The organism is Escherichia sp. E14S1 (assembly GCF_004211995.1).
Classification (GTDB): Bacteria; Pseudomonadota; Gammaproteobacteria; order Enterobacterales; family Enterobacteriaceae; genus Escherichia.
Genome location: NZ_RHJQ01000012.1, coordinates 318,864 through 333,753 on the forward strand (window position 1 = coordinate 318,864; position 14,890 = coordinate 333,753).

A 14,890-nucleotide genomic window follows, 5' to 3' on the forward strand; every position below is an offset into this window, starting at 1 on the left:
CCTGGTGTTAATTACACATTTTCAAACTTCTTCCGACGAACAACTCCCCTCCCCCGGAACAAGCTCGGTTTCATGAAAAGCTTCCCGCTTGACCCCATAACCGTCATACCACCGGCACTCAACCATACCGCTGGAATACCCGGTGACAATCATCCGCGGGCCGCCCTCTTTTACCGTGACTTCCTCACTAACCATAAAGCTCATACTCGCCTCCTTTTTTCGAGTGAAACTTGTTCACCTTAGTCGAGGATGGCGAATTTTGCATAACAGCCAATGTGAATTTTAATGTGCCTGGCCGCGCATTTTCGCTACCACTTTCACTCCCAGCACCACGATGCCACCGATGATAAATCCAAGAATCAGATTTAAAACAGTCGGTAATATCATCGCCACCAGCGCGTTCTGCTGTTCGGTAAAATGTTCAATGGCATGATGCAGCGGCGCGATGCCATGCACCACAATGCCGCCACCAACCAGAAACATCGCCAGCGTGCCGACAACCGATAATGCTTTCATCAGCCAGGGCGCGATAATCAACAGCCCCTTACCCAACGCCTGCATCAACGTACTGGACTTTTCTGCCAGCCAGTAGCCCAGGTCATCAATCTTAACGATAATCCCCACCAGGCCATACACGCCAATCGTTACCACCAGAGCTATCCCTGAGAGCACCAGCACCTGATTAATCAGCGGCGCTTCCGCCACTATGCCCAGCGTGATGGCGACAATTTCCGCAGACAAAATAAAATCGGTGCGAATGGCCCCTTTTATTTTGTCCTTTTCAAACTTGAGCGGGTCTTGCTCCGCCAGTTTTTCCAGACGCTGCTGACTCTGCGCCGGATCCTCTTTGTGTTTACGCGCCTCCAGCATATGTAGCACTTTCTCTACCCCTTCAAAGCAGAGAAACGCACCACCAATCATCAACAGTGGCGTAATTGCCCACGGGATAAATGCACTGATGATCAGCGCCAGCGGCACCAGAATCACTTTGTTGATTAGCGATCCCTTCGCCACGCCCCAGACCACAGGAAGTTCCCGGTTGGCACGCACACCTGAAACTTGTTGCGCGTTGAGCGACAAGTCATCCCCTAATACGCCAGCGGTTTTCTTCGCCGCCAGCTTGCCCATCACGGAGATATCGTCCAGCAAAGTGGCGATATCATCGAGCAACGTCAATAAACTACTCCCGGCCAAAAGCATTCCCTCTCATTTTTTCGTTGACGCGCTAAGTATGAAGCAAAATCCGCTTGCCTGATACTGTGCTTCACAGGTCAACATTTTTTTAACAATCAAGCACAATTATATCTCTCGCCAGCAGAATGATTTTCACGTTTACTATGAACCACCTTTTTATTTCCACCGTGAGGGATTATACGTTTCCGCCAGTTGTTACCGCTTTTTGGCGCGCTGTTTGCGTTGTATATCATTTGGGGCTCGACCTATTTTGTCATTCGGATTGGCGTTGAAAGCTGGCCACCGTTAATGATGGCGGGGGTGCGATTTTTGGCAGCAGGTCTTTTATTGATGGCATTTTTACTGCTGCGTGGGCACAAATTGCCGCCGCTACGTCCCCTGCTCAACGCCGCGCTTATTGGCCTGTTACTGCTGGCTGTCGGTAACGGTATGGTGACGGTTGCCGAACATCAAAACGTCCCTTCCGGCATTGCCGCCGTGGTGGTAGCAACGGTGCCACTCTTTACTCTTTGCTTCAGCCGCCTGTTTGGCATTAAAACGCGCAAACTGGAATGGGTGGGTATCGCCATTGGGCTTGCCGGGATCATCATGCTCAATAGTGGCGGTAATTTAAGCGGTAACCCGTGGGGTGCAATGCTGATTTTAATCGGCTCAATTAGCTGGGCGTTTGGGTCGGTTTATGGCTCGCGCATTACCTTGCCGGTAGGGATGATGGCAGGCGCCATTGAGATGCTGGCAGCAGGCGTAGTGTTAATGATTGCGTCGATGATTGCGGGTGAAAAACTGACAGCAGTCCCTTCGCTTTCTGGTTTCCTTGCAGTCGGCTATTTGACGCTGTTTGGCTCGATTATCGCCATCAACGCTTATATGTATTTAATCCGCAATGTCAGTCCGGCTCTGGCCACCAGCTACGCCTATGTTAATCCCGTGGTCGCGGTATTGCTGGGTACGAGTCTGGGCGGCGAAACGCTGTCGAAGATTGAATGGCTGGCGCTAGGAGTGATTGTTTTCGCCGTGGTACTGGTCACGTTGGGGAAATATCTCTTTCCGGCTAAACCCGTTGTCGCTCCCGTCATTCAGGATGCATCAAGCGAGTAAATGAATCCCCAGAGTGTCGATCTGCGCGCTGGCGCCCTCGCCGCAGATCCACTCTTCCAGACGCTCGGTAAGTCCCGCGTCCGTTAATTTCTCCCGCCCGCGTAACGCACATTCCCAGACAATCAACACACGCCAGCCGAGTTCCTGCAAACGACTGATATCGCGCCGATCGCGCTCGACATTTTTACCTATCTTCTCAAGCCAAAAATCTGTTCGCGTGGCGGGGACGTTAAACAGATAGCAATGGTGATGGTGCCAGAAGCAACCGTGGGCAAATATCACACAGCGAAATTCATCAAGGACAAAATCCGGACGTCCGGGAAGACTGGCTTCCTGAACACGAAACGCCAGCCCCTGCTCAGTTAACAGGCTGGCGAGACGTTTCTCGATTGCCGTATCGCGCGTGGCAATCGCGCGCATATTTTTGCTGCGCGTGGCCTTATCGTGAACGTCGGCCATGCTGTGTTTCTCGCTGACGCAACGCCACCGCTTGTCTGATTTTTGGCTCGAGCAGTTTTGCCACCGCGGCAAAAACCGGTACTACCACCGAATTACCGAACTGACGATAGGCTTGCGTATCAGAAACCGGTATACGGAATTTCGCTTCTCCCGGCGCTTCAAAGCCCATCAGACGCGCGCATTCGCGAGGCGTTAATCTGCGTGGGCGATGTTGCTGATTCTGCGGATCGTCAAAGTCTTTCTCACCTGTCGCCATATCCCAGCCGCGATCGATTAAGATTTCCGCGCCGTCTTTATAATAACGGGCAGAAAGCGTGCGCGTGACACTTTGCGGATTGTTCGGATAAACCATCCCATAACCGAAGCCGTTACCGCGCGCCTGATGCTTTTTCGCATAGCGATAGAGATACTTCCATAGCACCGGCGTCAGGATATATTTCGCTTCGACCATCGGGTCCAGCAACTGCGCCAGCGTCACTCGCTGCACCGGGAAACAATCGCTAATATCACGCAGGGTGAAATCTTCTTTCAGATTAAGATCGCGACGGAAGCCCACCAGCACGATGCGCTCACGGTGCTGCGGTAGAAAATGTTTGCCATCGATGATTTTCGGATCGTCCGGGCCGTTATCTTCTGCGTCGGCAACGTCATAGCCCAGTTCGTCCAGCGTCTGCATGATGATGCGAAACGTTTTACCCTGGTCGTGGCTTTTCAGGTTCTTAACGTTTTCGAGCACAAAAATCGCCGGACGACGAGCGTCGATGATGCGCACCACATCAAAGAACAACGTCCCCTGGGTATCGCAGGCAAAACCGTGCGCCCGCCCAAGCGAGTTCTTTTTCGATACGCCAGCCAGTGAAAACGGCTGGCAAGGAAAACCGGCTAGTAAAACATCGTGTTCAGGAATGTGCTGACGGATATGTTCCGCCGCCGCGTCATCACTTACGCCCTCTTTATGGCTCAGGGTAATGTCGCGGATATCTTCATTAAAATGATGAGTTGCCGGATCGCAATAATGGTTGGCTTTATAGGTGCGCACCGCATGTTTATTCCATTCACTGGTAAATACGCACTGACCGCCAATTGACTCAAAACCGCGACGGATACCACCAATCCCGGCAAAGAGATCGATAAAGCGAAACGCATAATGCGGATGATGTGCTGGCGGTTTGGGTAGCAACGTTTGCAGGTGGGCGAACTCATTTTCACTTAAACGGTGCCATACCGAATCATTCGCCAGCGCACGTTTTAAAATCGCCGCGCTCCAGTGGTTCTCACCCACACCATTAAGTTGCGCCACCAGCGTTTTAACATCATAAATTTGCAGCAGTTTCTCCAGTATTGCCTGTGCGGCATTCCCGGTGCTGTATGAATCGGTTACTGAAATATTTTCCTGCATAGATTTAACCGGCCATATGAGATGGCCGACAGGTTAACATAATTACCTCGGTTTAGGGCCACGCGCGCAGTCAGCTGGCGAAAACGCATCAATCACGTTGTGATCGATACCTTCATTCTCCCCCGCCAGTTCAGCACTAAGTTTGGCCATAAACTCCACCAGAAAACGGGCGTTGTGTTGCGCCAGTTGTTTACCTTTTGTGGTTTGCATCGTTTGAGGTAGTTTTAGCAGCTTGGTCTGGAAGTGGTCCAGCGCGTAACGTTTATCATCGAGCGGGCGATGCTGCGCGAACGGATCTTCGCCATCAAACAGCGCCACACCTAACGCGCCTGAAACCGCAAACACACGCGCCAGGCCAATCGCGCCTAATGCTTCCATCCGGTCCGCATCCTGCACGATTCTAGCTTCCGCCGTTAAGGGCGTAATTTGCGCACTGAAACTGTGTGCGGCAATAGCATGACAAACGGGCTCTATTTTCTCCGCTGGAAATTGCGCAAACTCTTCACATAGCAGGCGACGCGTCTCTTCTGCTGCCAGCATTGAAGATTGCTGCCGTTGCGGATGATTTTTCGCCAGACTCACGATATCGTGAAAATAACAGGCGGTTAAAATCACCAGCATGTCCACGTCTTCATCTACCGCCAGTTTTTGTGCCGTCGCCCAGACGCGGCGAAAATGACACAGGTCATGGGCCGCGTCCTGATACTGATGATGGCTCTTCAACCAGTTCTCGAATTGTGCCTGCCAGTGTTGTAAGTCCATATGCGCTCCGCTGCCAAAGAGCCGCAACCTTAGCAGTTTTTACTCATAGCGTCTGCTACGTACGGGGCGAGGTCGCGTGTACCAGGCAATGCCGCCTAACAACGCACCGACCATGGCCATAAACAAAAACCCCACTAACGCACCTAGCCACTTCCCCGCAGTTGAACCTAAATCACTTTCAAATCCAGACACGGGGGCATCGGGGATGCGGCTCATTACCCAGATGTAACGCGCCATTACCCAGACAAAATAACCACACCAGGTATAGAAAGCCCATAAAGCCAGTTTGCCGCCAGGGCTACGAGAGAGTCTTTCTTCCATTGCTGTCGAACCATACTCCATTTTGAGATAACCCGGAAAATTCAGACTTATACTGTTATGTGATAAAAGTCACATTTTTCCACATCGGTCGAGCCAGTCAAGTCTCACTCATTTTTTGAACAAATATATGAATCTTAACCACTGACATTATGTGCAGAAAAAACAAGTCGGAAGGCATTTGTTTTTTGTTTGGGCATAATTGATTAATTCATATTTTGAATATATTGGCATTGAATACAATTATACCTTTTTTGTTTTCTGTGTCATGATGACTACGTTATTAGCCTTTTATCGTCTTGTTTATATTTTTTGGGCCGGCATGATGCCGGCTTTTTTTATGCGTTCATTAATGTGCAGTAGATCACACTCAGTCTTTAGTTCAACAATCATTGATGTAATCCATCCTTCCAAAAGAACAATAACCAATTGATATACAAATATAAATATGATGAATACTTATGTCTGAAATTCATAATTATGAATTATATTAAATAGAATAGAAACATTTTGAAATCTTTTAAATACATTTGTTACATGTAATCTTTAAAATAAAATGAACTTCATAGAATAGTATCCAAATGTGCTTTTTTTTGGATAACGGCACTTATTGATATATTCATGAAGATTATAATCACAAGGGAATACATAATGAAAAGAAAAGTTCTGGCAATGCTGGTCCCGGCGTTATTAGTTGCTGGCGCAGCAAATGCGGCTGAAGTCTATAATAAAGATGGTAATAAACTGGATTTATACGGAAAAGTAGCAGGTCTGCACTACTTCTCTGATGACTCTGGCAGTGATGGCGACATGTCATATGCCCGTATCGGTTTCAAAGGTGAAACCCAGATCGTTGACCAGTTCACTGGCTATGGTCAGTGGGAGTTTAACATTGGCGCAAATGGCGCTGAGAGCGACAAGGGCAATACCGCAACTCGTCTGGCATTTGCAGGCTTAGGTTTCGGTCAGAACGGTACTTTCGACTATGGTCGTAACTACGGTGTCGTATATGACGTTGAAGCATGGACCGATATGCTGCCAGAATTTGGTGGCGATACCTACGCTGGTGCCGACAACTTCATGAACGGTCGTGCTAATGGTGTTGCAACCTACCGTAACAATGGTTTCTTTGGTCAGGTTGATGGCCTGAACTTTGCTCTGCAATATCAGAGTAATAATGAAAGCAGTGGACCATTCGGTCAGGAAGGTTCTGGTAAGGGACGTAGCATTACCAAAGAAAATGGTGATGGTTTCGGTATGTCAACTTCCTATGACTTCGACTTCGGTTTAAGTCTGGGTGCTGCATATTCTAACTCTGACCGTACCGATAACCAGGTTCACAAAGGTTTGCATGATACTCGTTACGGGGATCGCTTCGATGCAACTGCTGGCGGTCAAACAGCAGAAGCATGGACCGTTGGTGCAAAATACGACGCTAATAACGTTTACTTAGCAGCCATGTATGCTGAAACCCGTAACATGACTGGTTACGGTGATGCTGATGCTATCGCTAACAAAACCCAAAACTTCGAAGTTGTTGCTCAGTATCAGTTCGACTTCGGTCTGCGTCCGTCCATCGCTTACCTGCAATCAAAAGGTAAGGATTTAGGCGGTGTAAATAGTGATAACTTTGACAGCCAGGGTAATCATCATTACACCAACAAAGACCTGGTTAAATATGTTGATATCGGTATGACCTACTATTTCAACAAAAATATGTCCACCTATGTTGATTATAAAATCAACCTGCTGGACAACGGCGACGACTTCTACAAAGAAAACGGCATCGCGACCGACGATATCGTTGCTGTGGGCTTAGTCTACCAGTTCTAATCCGCCAACGCGCCGCGGCACGTAACTGTAAAACATAATATCGGCCTGAGTTCGTCCCTCATCGAATTCAGGCTTTTTTATATCCCACATCAAATCACCAACAGCGGCACGCTAAACTGCCGTAGCATGTCGATAAACCCTAATTCCTGCGTAGCTCCCAGCACAATAACATCAGCCAGTTGTTGTTCAGCAAGTTCCTTTATCCCTTCCGGAAGAGTGCCGAAATGAACATATGTATGAATAAATCCTTCAGGCAAAACCAGTTGTTCTGCTATATGAGCTAAACGGCACACAGCCTGCCCACGTAGACCTTCTTTAAAACGATGCATATCAGAAATATACCCACGCTCGAGAACTCTTAAATATTCCGGTATAAAGCCAAGTAAGTGAACATGTCCAGAAGAAACATTGGCGAAAAATTGCGCGTGCAAAAACGCTTGCTCTCTATCATCCCGAGAAAAAACATTCACCGGAATAACAATATTTCGGTACATAGGTATTCCCTGAAAAAATTCAATACAATCAACTGCACTTGAATTATTAGTGCATATTTCTAATACTATATTTAAGTCGTTTTTTTGGAAAAGTTATCGTTGCTGCCCCACTTTAGTCTCCAGGCCATTCCCTCTGACAAATTGTGCAAAGAGTACATCTGATGACAAGTAATTAATCATATCTGTCATCAGTTAAACCTTAATCTGGATCATCATTCTTTCGCGATAATCTCTCATGCCAGACAGTTTTACGATTATTTTTTTGCTAATAATCTCATTTTCTTAACTTACACTCTCATGGCATGGCCCGGCGAGATTCTTCGCTTCAGCATTTACCTGTTTTAAGCAGGCCTCAGGCGAATCCTCCTATTGTAGGCACATCTGGCGCCGCTCTAAACTTCACGTGAGCACAAAAAATCACCACAATTAAAAATTGTGCTACCGTGAATCAATATCCTGATTTCTGAAAAATAGACTAAAATAAATTAACACCAATTACGACCACTTTACGCAATAAGGAGAAATCGGCATGATTAATATTCGACACAAGTGCAGCATAACCATCGCACATTCCCCCCTTGCATACCGCTTTCGATATATTGACTCCAATTTACCACCTGGTTAAAAATAGCAACCAGCTCAGTCGCGAATATAGTGACTAACCTACATAAGTAACAACAAGGAATACACTATGACTGTTCAACAAAGTAAGAATCCGCAAATCGATATGGCTGAAGATAATGCTTTCTTCCCGTCAGAATATTCGTTAGGCCAATATACCAGCCCGATTTCTGATCTTGATGGGGTAGACTATCCAAAATCGTATAGCGGAAAGCAAAAAATTCTGGTAATCGCCGCCGATGAACGCTATTTGCCAACTGATAATGGTAAGCTCTTCTCAACAGGAAACCATCCGATTGAAACGTTGCTGCCGTTATATCATCTGCATGCTGCTGGTTTCGAGTTCGAGGTTGCGACGCTTTCTGGCCTGATGACAAAATTTGAATATTGGGCTATGCCGAGTAAAGATGAAAAAGTGATGCCATTCTTTGAGCAGCACAAATCTCTGTTCCGCAATCCGAAAAAATTGGCAGATGTTGTCGCCAGCCTCAACGCAGACAGCGAGTACGCAGCAATCTTTGTTCCTGGCGGTCACGGTGCACTCATTGGTTTACCAGAAAGCAAAGATGTGGCTGCCGCTCTGCGGTGGGCAATCGAAAATGACCGTTTTGTTATCTCTCTTTGCCACGGTCCGGCAGCCTTTCTGGCGCTTCGCCACGGCGATAACCCATTAAATGGTTATTCAATTTGCGCATTCCCTGACGCTGCAGACAAACAAACACCAGAGATTGGCTACATGCCGGGTCATCTGACCTGGTACTTTGGTGAAGAACTGAAGAAAATGGGCATGAACATCGTCAATGATGATATTACCGGCCGGGTACACAAAGATCGTAAACTTTTAACCGGTGACAGTCCTTTCGCAGCAAATGCGTTAGGCAAACTGGCAGCACAGGAGATGCTGGCCGCATACGTAGGTTAATCGGCTGACACTTACTGTGGAATAAAAGTGGGGGTAACTCTCCCCCACTTAACAAACATGAAAACGACCACCTCCAATTACTGACGTTTTAACGCTTCCCTTCACTTTATGCACCCCAGACTGAAGAATGCGACACAAGCTGTTTTTAAACAAAATGATAATTCTCGAAAATGATTAACACATAAACAATAAATATATAGCATATTCCACGTTATTATTTATCGATTTTAGAAATCAATCATTTCTGTTAAACTTCACCACGTTTTAACCAGAATGGAAGCGAGGTTGGAAATGTCATTTGTATCATTTTTCAGACGTATTGCATTTGCGTATTATGATTATCGCTGCAAAAATACTGATATTGCTAAAAGTGAATTCGTAGTTATTCACATTCCCGATCAAATTGGGGATGCAATGGCTATTTACCCAATAATCCGATCGCTTGAAATGCATAAAATAAAACACTTATTAATTGTCACATCAACAATTAATAAATCTGTTTTTGATGCACTTCATCTGGAACAAACAAAATTAACATTGATCAGTATGACAATGCAGGATCATGCCAGTATTAAAGAAATAAAAAAATTAGCAAAAAACATCAATGAACAATATGGAACTCCTGATCTTTGTATTGAAGCAATGCGCAAGAAAAACCTGAAGACGATGCTATTTATTAGCCATTTACGAGCCAATACAAATTTACAGGTTGTGGGTTTAACAATGAAATGTTATTCACCGATATGTAAGTCAGCGTCGAAAATGGATCAGTCACTACGCGCCCCAGTACCGCTGACATGGGCCTTCATGATGCGAGAAGTAGGATTTCCGGCGCCCCCGCCCATATTTGAATTGCCCCTCAGCGAAATAGTGCTAAAAGAAGTACGTTGTGAGATGCATTCATTAGGTTCATATATTGCTCTTAATTTAGAAGGTAGCGTGCAAGAGAGAACATTTTCATTAACAATGGCACAAAAAATCATTGAGATGATTAAAATGCAATCAGACATGCCAATTGTCATTGTTCATGGTCCGAAAGGTTCGGAAACAGCCCTGGAACTAACCCGGCATTTTGATAACGTTTATCATTTGTCGTTATCACCTTCAATAATGCGGTCTGCAGCAATCATAAGAGATGCCTTCCTTGCAATAACGCCAGACACATCTATTTTACACATGGCAAGTGCTTATAATGTTCCTGTCATCGCCGTGTATGCTGATTATAAGACTCGCTGGCCTGCCATGGCCGACATTTCAGAGACGATTGTGGTAGGAAAGGCTATTGATCATCTAAATTTGGATGAATTCAGCAATACGCTGAAAAGGATTATCGCGAAAATTTCAGTCACAGCGTAATGAAAGCTCTAACAAAAATTCAAACACTAAAGCACGTTTGCAGAAAAGCAAAAAGCCCGCTCGAAAGCAGGCTTTTTTGAATTTGGCTCCTCTGACTGGACTCGAACCAGTGACATACGGATTAACAGTCCGCCGTTCTACCGACTGAACTACAGAGGAATCGTGAGAACGAGGCGAATATTACTTAGCAGCGCAGCGAGTGTCAACACTAAAATTCGTAAGTCATTTCAATCGGTTAATTAAGCAACAAAATTTATATTTAATGAACATTTTGTACTGAATTGGTGTCTCGCCCATTGGCATTTCGTAGCCGTTGTAATGGATCCTGCTTATAAAATTGGCAGAAACGTTGCCACAGCGAGGGGAAGCGTGGCGCAAAAAGTTCCGGTGCACTAAAAAAGTATTCGGAAAGTACGGCAAAACATTCTGCAGGGTCACTAGCAGCATAAGCATCGATGCTGGAGGCATTTTCGCCCACTAACTCAATTTCTTCCTGAATGTTATCCATCGCCGCATGAAGATCGTGTTCCCATCCAGCGACTTCACGCAAAGAAATGAAGGGAACCCCACTGGCGCGATCGCCATTTCGTGTATCCAGCTTATGTGCAACTTCGTGGATAATCAGATTAAAGCCCGAGGCATCGAAAGAATCTTGTATATCGAGCCAGTTCAGCACGATTGGGCCTTGCTGCCAGCTTTGTCCTGATTGAACGATACGTTGATTATGCACCAGCCCTATATCGTCTTCCCATTCATCGTCTACCACAAATGGCGCAGGGTAAATTAGCACTTCATGAAAACCATCCAACCATTCCAGTCCAAGCTCCAGAACAGGCAAGCAGAAAAGTAAGGCGATGCGACTACTTTTCAATGCATCAAGTTCAAATCCTTGCAGCGGGACCAGTCTTTTTTGCTGCAAAAAACGTTCGGCAAGAGTGACTAGTTTGCTTTGCTCCTGCTCTGTCAGACATGTCAAAAGAGGTATCGCCAGAGCTTCCTTCCATGGCAGCGTATCTTCATGATCTGTTTCTTGTACTTTCCAGGGCCACTTAATCATCGTTTTGCTCGCAAACTCGTCACTTGAACAAAATTGCACGGACAGGGACTGTTAAAATGCCAAATTTCCTGGCATCATGGCAACCATCTGAACGGAGAGATGCCGGAGCGGCTGAACGGACCGGTCTCGAAAACCGGAGTAGGGGCAACTCTACCGGGGGTTCAAATCCCCCTCTCTCCGCCAATCATTCAAGCAATTAGCTCGCCTGGTGTCAGTGACACAAATCCCATTAGGAAAATTCAAAAAAATCCATCAGAGAAAAATAGCATCAGCCGAGCATGCGTTGCGGCTTTAGCGTTCACATTTTTCTGTTCAACGCGGTTGTGATATGTAACTGCCCCCCTCCCAGCCCTTCATCCTCAGTTCCTGGCATAAAAACATTTGCAGATGCTTTCTGTCGCGGTAGTCTCATAAGGTTCGTTTATAGATCGACGGCAATGTGAGTTACCTTTTCCATACTAATTATAAAAAGACAGTACAAACAGGATCACTATGGACTCCACGCTCATCTCCACGCGTCCCGATGAAGGAACGCTTTCGTTAAGTCGCGCCCGACGCGCTGCGTTAGGCAGTTTCGCGGGTGCCGTCGTCGACTGGTATGATTTTTTACTCTATGGCATTACTGCCGCATTGGTGTTTAATCGCGAGTTTTTCCCGCAGGTAAGCCCGGCAATGGGAACGCTCGCTGCATTTGCTACCTTTGGTGTCGGTTTCCTTTTTCGTCCGCTCGGTGGTGTCATTTTCGGCCATTTCGGCGACCGACTGGGGCGTAAACGCATGTTGATGCTTACCGTCTGGATGATGGGCATCGCCACAGCATTGATCGGCATTCTCCCTTCGTTTTCAACTATTGGCTGGTGGGCACCAATTTTGCTGGTGATACTGCGAGCTATTCAGGGATTTGCTGTTGGCGGAGAATGGGGAGGCGCTGCGTTGCTGTCCGTTGAGAGCGCGCCAAAAAACAAAAAAGCCTTTTACAGTAGCGGCGTGCAGGTTGGTTACGGAGTAGGTCTACTCCTTTCAACCGGACTGGTTTCATTGATCAGTATGACGACAACTGACGAGCAATTTTTGAGCTGGGGTTGGCGCATTCCTTTCCTGTTTAGCATCGTACTGGTGCTGGGTGCATTGTGGGTGCGCAATGGCATGGAGGAGTCCGCTGAATTTGAACAACAGCAGCATAATCAAGCGGCGGTGCAAAAACGCATCCCGGTTATCGAAGCTCTGTTACGACATCCCGGTGCTTTCCTTAAGATTATTGCACTGCGACTGTGCGAGTTGCTGACGATGTATATCGTTACCGCCTTTGCACTTAACTATTCGACCCAGAATATGGGGCTGCCGCGCGAATTATTCCTCAATATTGGTTTGCTGGTGGGTGGATTAAGCTGCCTGACAATTCCCTGTTTTGCCTGGCTTGCCGATCGTTTTGGTCGCCGTAGGGTTTATATCAGCGGCGCAATAATCGGAACGTTAAGCGCATTTCCTTTTTTTATAGCGCTTGAGGCACAGTCCATTTTCTGGATCGTTTTCTTCTCCATTATGCTGGCGAACATTGCGCATGACATGGTGGTTTGCGTGCAACAGCCGATGTTCACCGAGATGTTTGGTGCCAGTTATCGCTACAGCGGCGCTGGCGTCGGATATCAGGTTGCCAGCGTGGTAGGCGGTGGATTTACACCTTTTATTGCTGCTGCTCTGATTACTTATTTTGCAGGAGACTGGCATAGCGTCGCCATTTATTTGCTGGCAGGCTGCCTGATTTCCGCAATAACTGCGTTGTTAATGAAAGACAATCAACACGCTTGATAGCCTGGCGAAGATCGTCCGATCTTCGCCTTACACTTTTGTTTCACATTCCTGTGACATACTATCGGAAATGCGGTAATTGTATGGAACAGGAGAGACGTATGAATAATAAGGGCTCCGGTCTGACCCCTGCTCAGGCACTGGATAAACTTGACGCGCTATATGAAAAATCTGTAGTCGCTTTACGCAACGCCATTGGCAAATATATTAAAAGTGGCGAACTGCCTGATGAAAACGCCCGAAAACACGGCCTTTTTGTCTATCCATCGCTGACCGTGACCTGGGACGGTAGCGCAACAAACCCTCCCAAAACACGCGCGTTTGGTCGTTTTACTCACGCTGGCAGCTACACGACCACCATCACCCGCCCTGCTCTCTTTCGTTCATATCTTAATGAACAATTAACTCTGCTGTACCAGGATTATGGTGCACATATTTCCGTGCAACCGTCAGAGCATGAAATTCCTTATCCCTATGTCATCGACGGCTCAGAGCTGACGCTTGATCGCTCAATGAGCGCCGGATTAACTCGTTATTTCCCGACAACCGAACTGGCACAAATTGGCGATGAAACGGCAGACGGCATTTATCATCCAACGGAATTCTCCCCGCTATCGCATTTTGATGCACGCCGGGTAGATTTTTCCCTAGCACGGTTACGCCATTATACGGGTACGCCAGTCGAACATTTTCAGCCGTTCGTCTTGTTTACCAACTACACACGTTATGTGGATGAATTCGTACGTTGGGGGTGCAGCCAGATCCTTGATCCTCATAGCCCCTACATTGCCCTTTCTTGTGCTGGCGGGAACTGGATCACCGCTGAAACCGAAGCACCTGAAGAAGCAATTTCCGACCTCGCATGGAAAAAACACCAGATGCCCGCATGGCATTTAATCACTACCGATGGTCAGGGTATTACTCTGGTTAATATTGGCGTGGGGCCGTCAAATGCCAAAACTATCTGCGATCATCTGGCGGTGCTGCGCCCGGATGTCTGGTTGATGATTGGTCACTGCGGAGGATTACGTGAAAGCCAGGCTATTGGAGATTACGTACTTGCGCATGCTTATTTACGCGATGACCACGTGCTTGATGCGGTTCTGCCTCCCGATATTCCTATTCCGAGCATTGCTGAAGTACAACGTGCACTTTATGACGCCACCAAACTCGTCAGCGGCAGGCCGGGTGAGGAAGTTAAACAGCGGCTACGCACTGGAACTGTAGTAACCACTGATGACAGGAACTGGGAGCTACGCTACTCAGCTTCTGCACTTCGTTTTAATTTAAGTCGGGCCGTGGCGATTGATATGGAAAGTGCCACCATTGCAGCACAAGGATATCGTTTCCGCGTACCATACGGGACGCTACTGTGTGTTTCAGATAAACCGTTGCATGGTGAGATTAAACTTCCCGGTCAGGCTAACCGTTTTTATGAAGGCGCAATTTCCGAGCACCTGCAAATTGGCATTCGGGCGATAGACTTGCTGCGCGCAGAAGGCGACCGACTGCATTCGCGTAAACTGCGGACCTTTAATGAACCACCGTTCCGATAATGAGTTCAGATC

General features: G+C 47.0%; 14 protein-coding genes and 2 tRNA genes. 7 read left to right on the forward strand and 9 right to left on the reverse strand.

The genetic code is table 11. The features are described 5' to 3' along the window. Positions 1–21 precede the first annotated feature (21 nt). Positions 22–204 carry a DUF2158 domain-containing protein gene (locus D9734_RS15325; RefSeq protein ID WP_130208609.1) on the reverse strand — a complete coding sequence of 61 codons (183 nt, stop codon included), beginning with the start codon at positions 202–204 and terminating at the stop codon, positions 22–24. Positions 205–282: 78 nt separating this feature from the next. Next, positions 283–1,200 carry a DUF808 domain-containing protein gene (locus D9734_RS15330; RefSeq protein WP_130208611.1) on the reverse strand — a complete coding sequence of 306 codons (918 nt, stop codon included), beginning with the start codon at positions 1,198–1,200 and terminating at the stop codon, positions 283–285. Between the two features lie 171 nt (positions 1,201–1,371). Here D9734_RS15330 and yedA point away from each other — a divergent pair, with 171 nt between their 5' ends. Continuing rightward, positions 1,372–2,292: a drug/metabolite exporter YedA gene (gene yedA / locus D9734_RS15335; RefSeq protein WP_130208613.1), complete on the forward strand. Its 921-nt coding sequence runs from the start codon at positions 1,372–1,374 to the stop codon at positions 2,290–2,292. On the opposite strand, the gene D9734_RS15340 is transcribed toward yedA, so the two are convergent. Genes D9734_RS15340 through drpB form a run of 4 tightly spaced genes read right to left on the reverse strand, consistent with a single transcriptional unit; the run spans position 2,281 to position 5,233 of the window. Then, positions 2,281–2,751 (reverse strand): very short patch repair endonuclease, encoded by a 471-nt coding sequence (locus tag D9734_RS15340; RefSeq protein ID WP_130208615.1) that lies wholly within the window; start codon positions 2,749–2,751, stop codon positions 2,281–2,283. The genes yedA and D9734_RS15340 overlap by 12 nt on opposite strands. After that, on the reverse strand, positions 2,732–4,150 hold the full coding sequence (dcm, locus tag D9734_RS15345; protein ID WP_130208617.1) for a DNA-cytosine methyltransferase: 1,419 nt from the start codon (positions 4,148–4,150) through the stop codon (positions 2,732–2,734). The genes D9734_RS15340 and dcm overlap by 20 nt, the downstream gene beginning before the upstream one ends. 42 nt (positions 4,151–4,192) lie before the next feature. Continuing rightward, positions 4,193–4,912, reverse strand: coding sequence for a phosphohydrolase (locus D9734_RS15350; protein ID WP_130208619.1), 720 nt, complete (start codon positions 4,910–4,912; stop codon positions 4,193–4,195). A 39-nt stretch (positions 4,913–4,951) separates the two neighbouring features. Continuing rightward, entirely contained in the window at positions 4,952–5,233 is a 282-nt protein-coding gene (gene drpB, locus D9734_RS15355; protein ID WP_246769576.1) for a cell division protein DrpB, read from the reverse strand. A 648-nt stretch (positions 5,234–5,881) separates the two neighbouring features. Here drpB and ompC point away from each other — a divergent pair. Beyond that, on the forward strand, positions 5,882–7,063 hold the full coding sequence (ompC, locus tag D9734_RS15360) for a porin OmpC (protein ID WP_130208623.1): 1,182 nt from the start codon (positions 5,882–5,884) through the stop codon (positions 7,061–7,063). An 89-nt stretch (positions 7,064–7,152) separates the two neighbouring features. Here ompC and D9734_RS15365 read toward each other — a convergent pair whose 3' ends face one another. Beyond that, positions 7,153–7,557: a universal stress protein gene (locus D9734_RS15365; RefSeq protein WP_130208625.1), complete on the reverse strand. Its 405-nt coding sequence runs from the start codon at positions 7,555–7,557 to the stop codon at positions 7,153–7,155. 691 nt (positions 7,558–8,248) lie between these two features. Here D9734_RS15365 and hchA point away from each other — a divergent pair. Together hchA and D9734_RS15375 are read left to right on the forward strand one after the other, a co-directional pair. Continuing rightward, positions 8,249–9,100 (forward strand): glyoxalase III HchA, encoded by an 852-nt coding sequence (gene hchA / locus D9734_RS15370; RefSeq protein WP_130208627.1) that lies wholly within the window; start codon positions 8,249–8,251, stop codon positions 9,098–9,100. Positions 9,101–9,391: 291 nt separating this feature from the next. After that, positions 9,392–10,456: a glycosyltransferase family 9 protein gene (locus D9734_RS15375; RefSeq protein WP_130208739.1), complete on the forward strand. Its 1,065-nt coding sequence runs from the start codon at positions 9,392–9,394 to the stop codon at positions 10,454–10,456. 83 nt (positions 10,457–10,539) lie between these two features. Here the strand turns inward: D9734_RS15375 and D9734_RS15380 are convergent. Both D9734_RS15380 and mtfA read right to left on the reverse strand, forming a co-directional pair. Continuing rightward, a tRNA-Asn gene (locus tag D9734_RS15380) sits at positions 10,540–10,615 on the reverse strand. A gap of 100 nt (positions 10,616–10,715) precedes the next feature. Then, the gene (mtfA, locus tag D9734_RS15385; RefSeq protein ID WP_130208629.1) at positions 10,716–11,513 is read right to left on the reverse strand and encodes a DgsA anti-repressor MtfA; all 798 of its coding nucleotides are present in this window, start codon (positions 11,511–11,513) and stop codon (positions 10,716–10,718) included. A gap of 93 nt (positions 11,514–11,606) precedes the next feature. Between mtfA and D9734_RS15390 the strand changes: the two genes are divergently transcribed. From D9734_RS15390 to amn, 3 genes are all read left to right on the forward strand, one after another. Next, positions 11,607–11,696 (forward strand) — tRNA-Ser (locus tag D9734_RS15390). A gap of 309 nt (positions 11,697–12,005) precedes the next feature. Further along, positions 12,006–13,322, forward strand: coding sequence for a shikimate transporter (shiA, locus tag D9734_RS15395; RefSeq protein WP_130208631.1), 1,317 nt, complete (start codon positions 12,006–12,008; stop codon positions 13,320–13,322). A gap of 101 nt (positions 13,323–13,423) precedes the next feature. Further along, the gene (gene amn, locus D9734_RS15400; RefSeq protein ID WP_130208633.1) at positions 13,424–14,878 is read left to right on the forward strand and encodes an AMP nucleosidase; all 1,455 of its coding nucleotides are present in this window, start codon (positions 13,424–13,426) and stop codon (positions 14,876–14,878) included. Positions 14,879–14,890 lie beyond the last annotated feature (12 nt).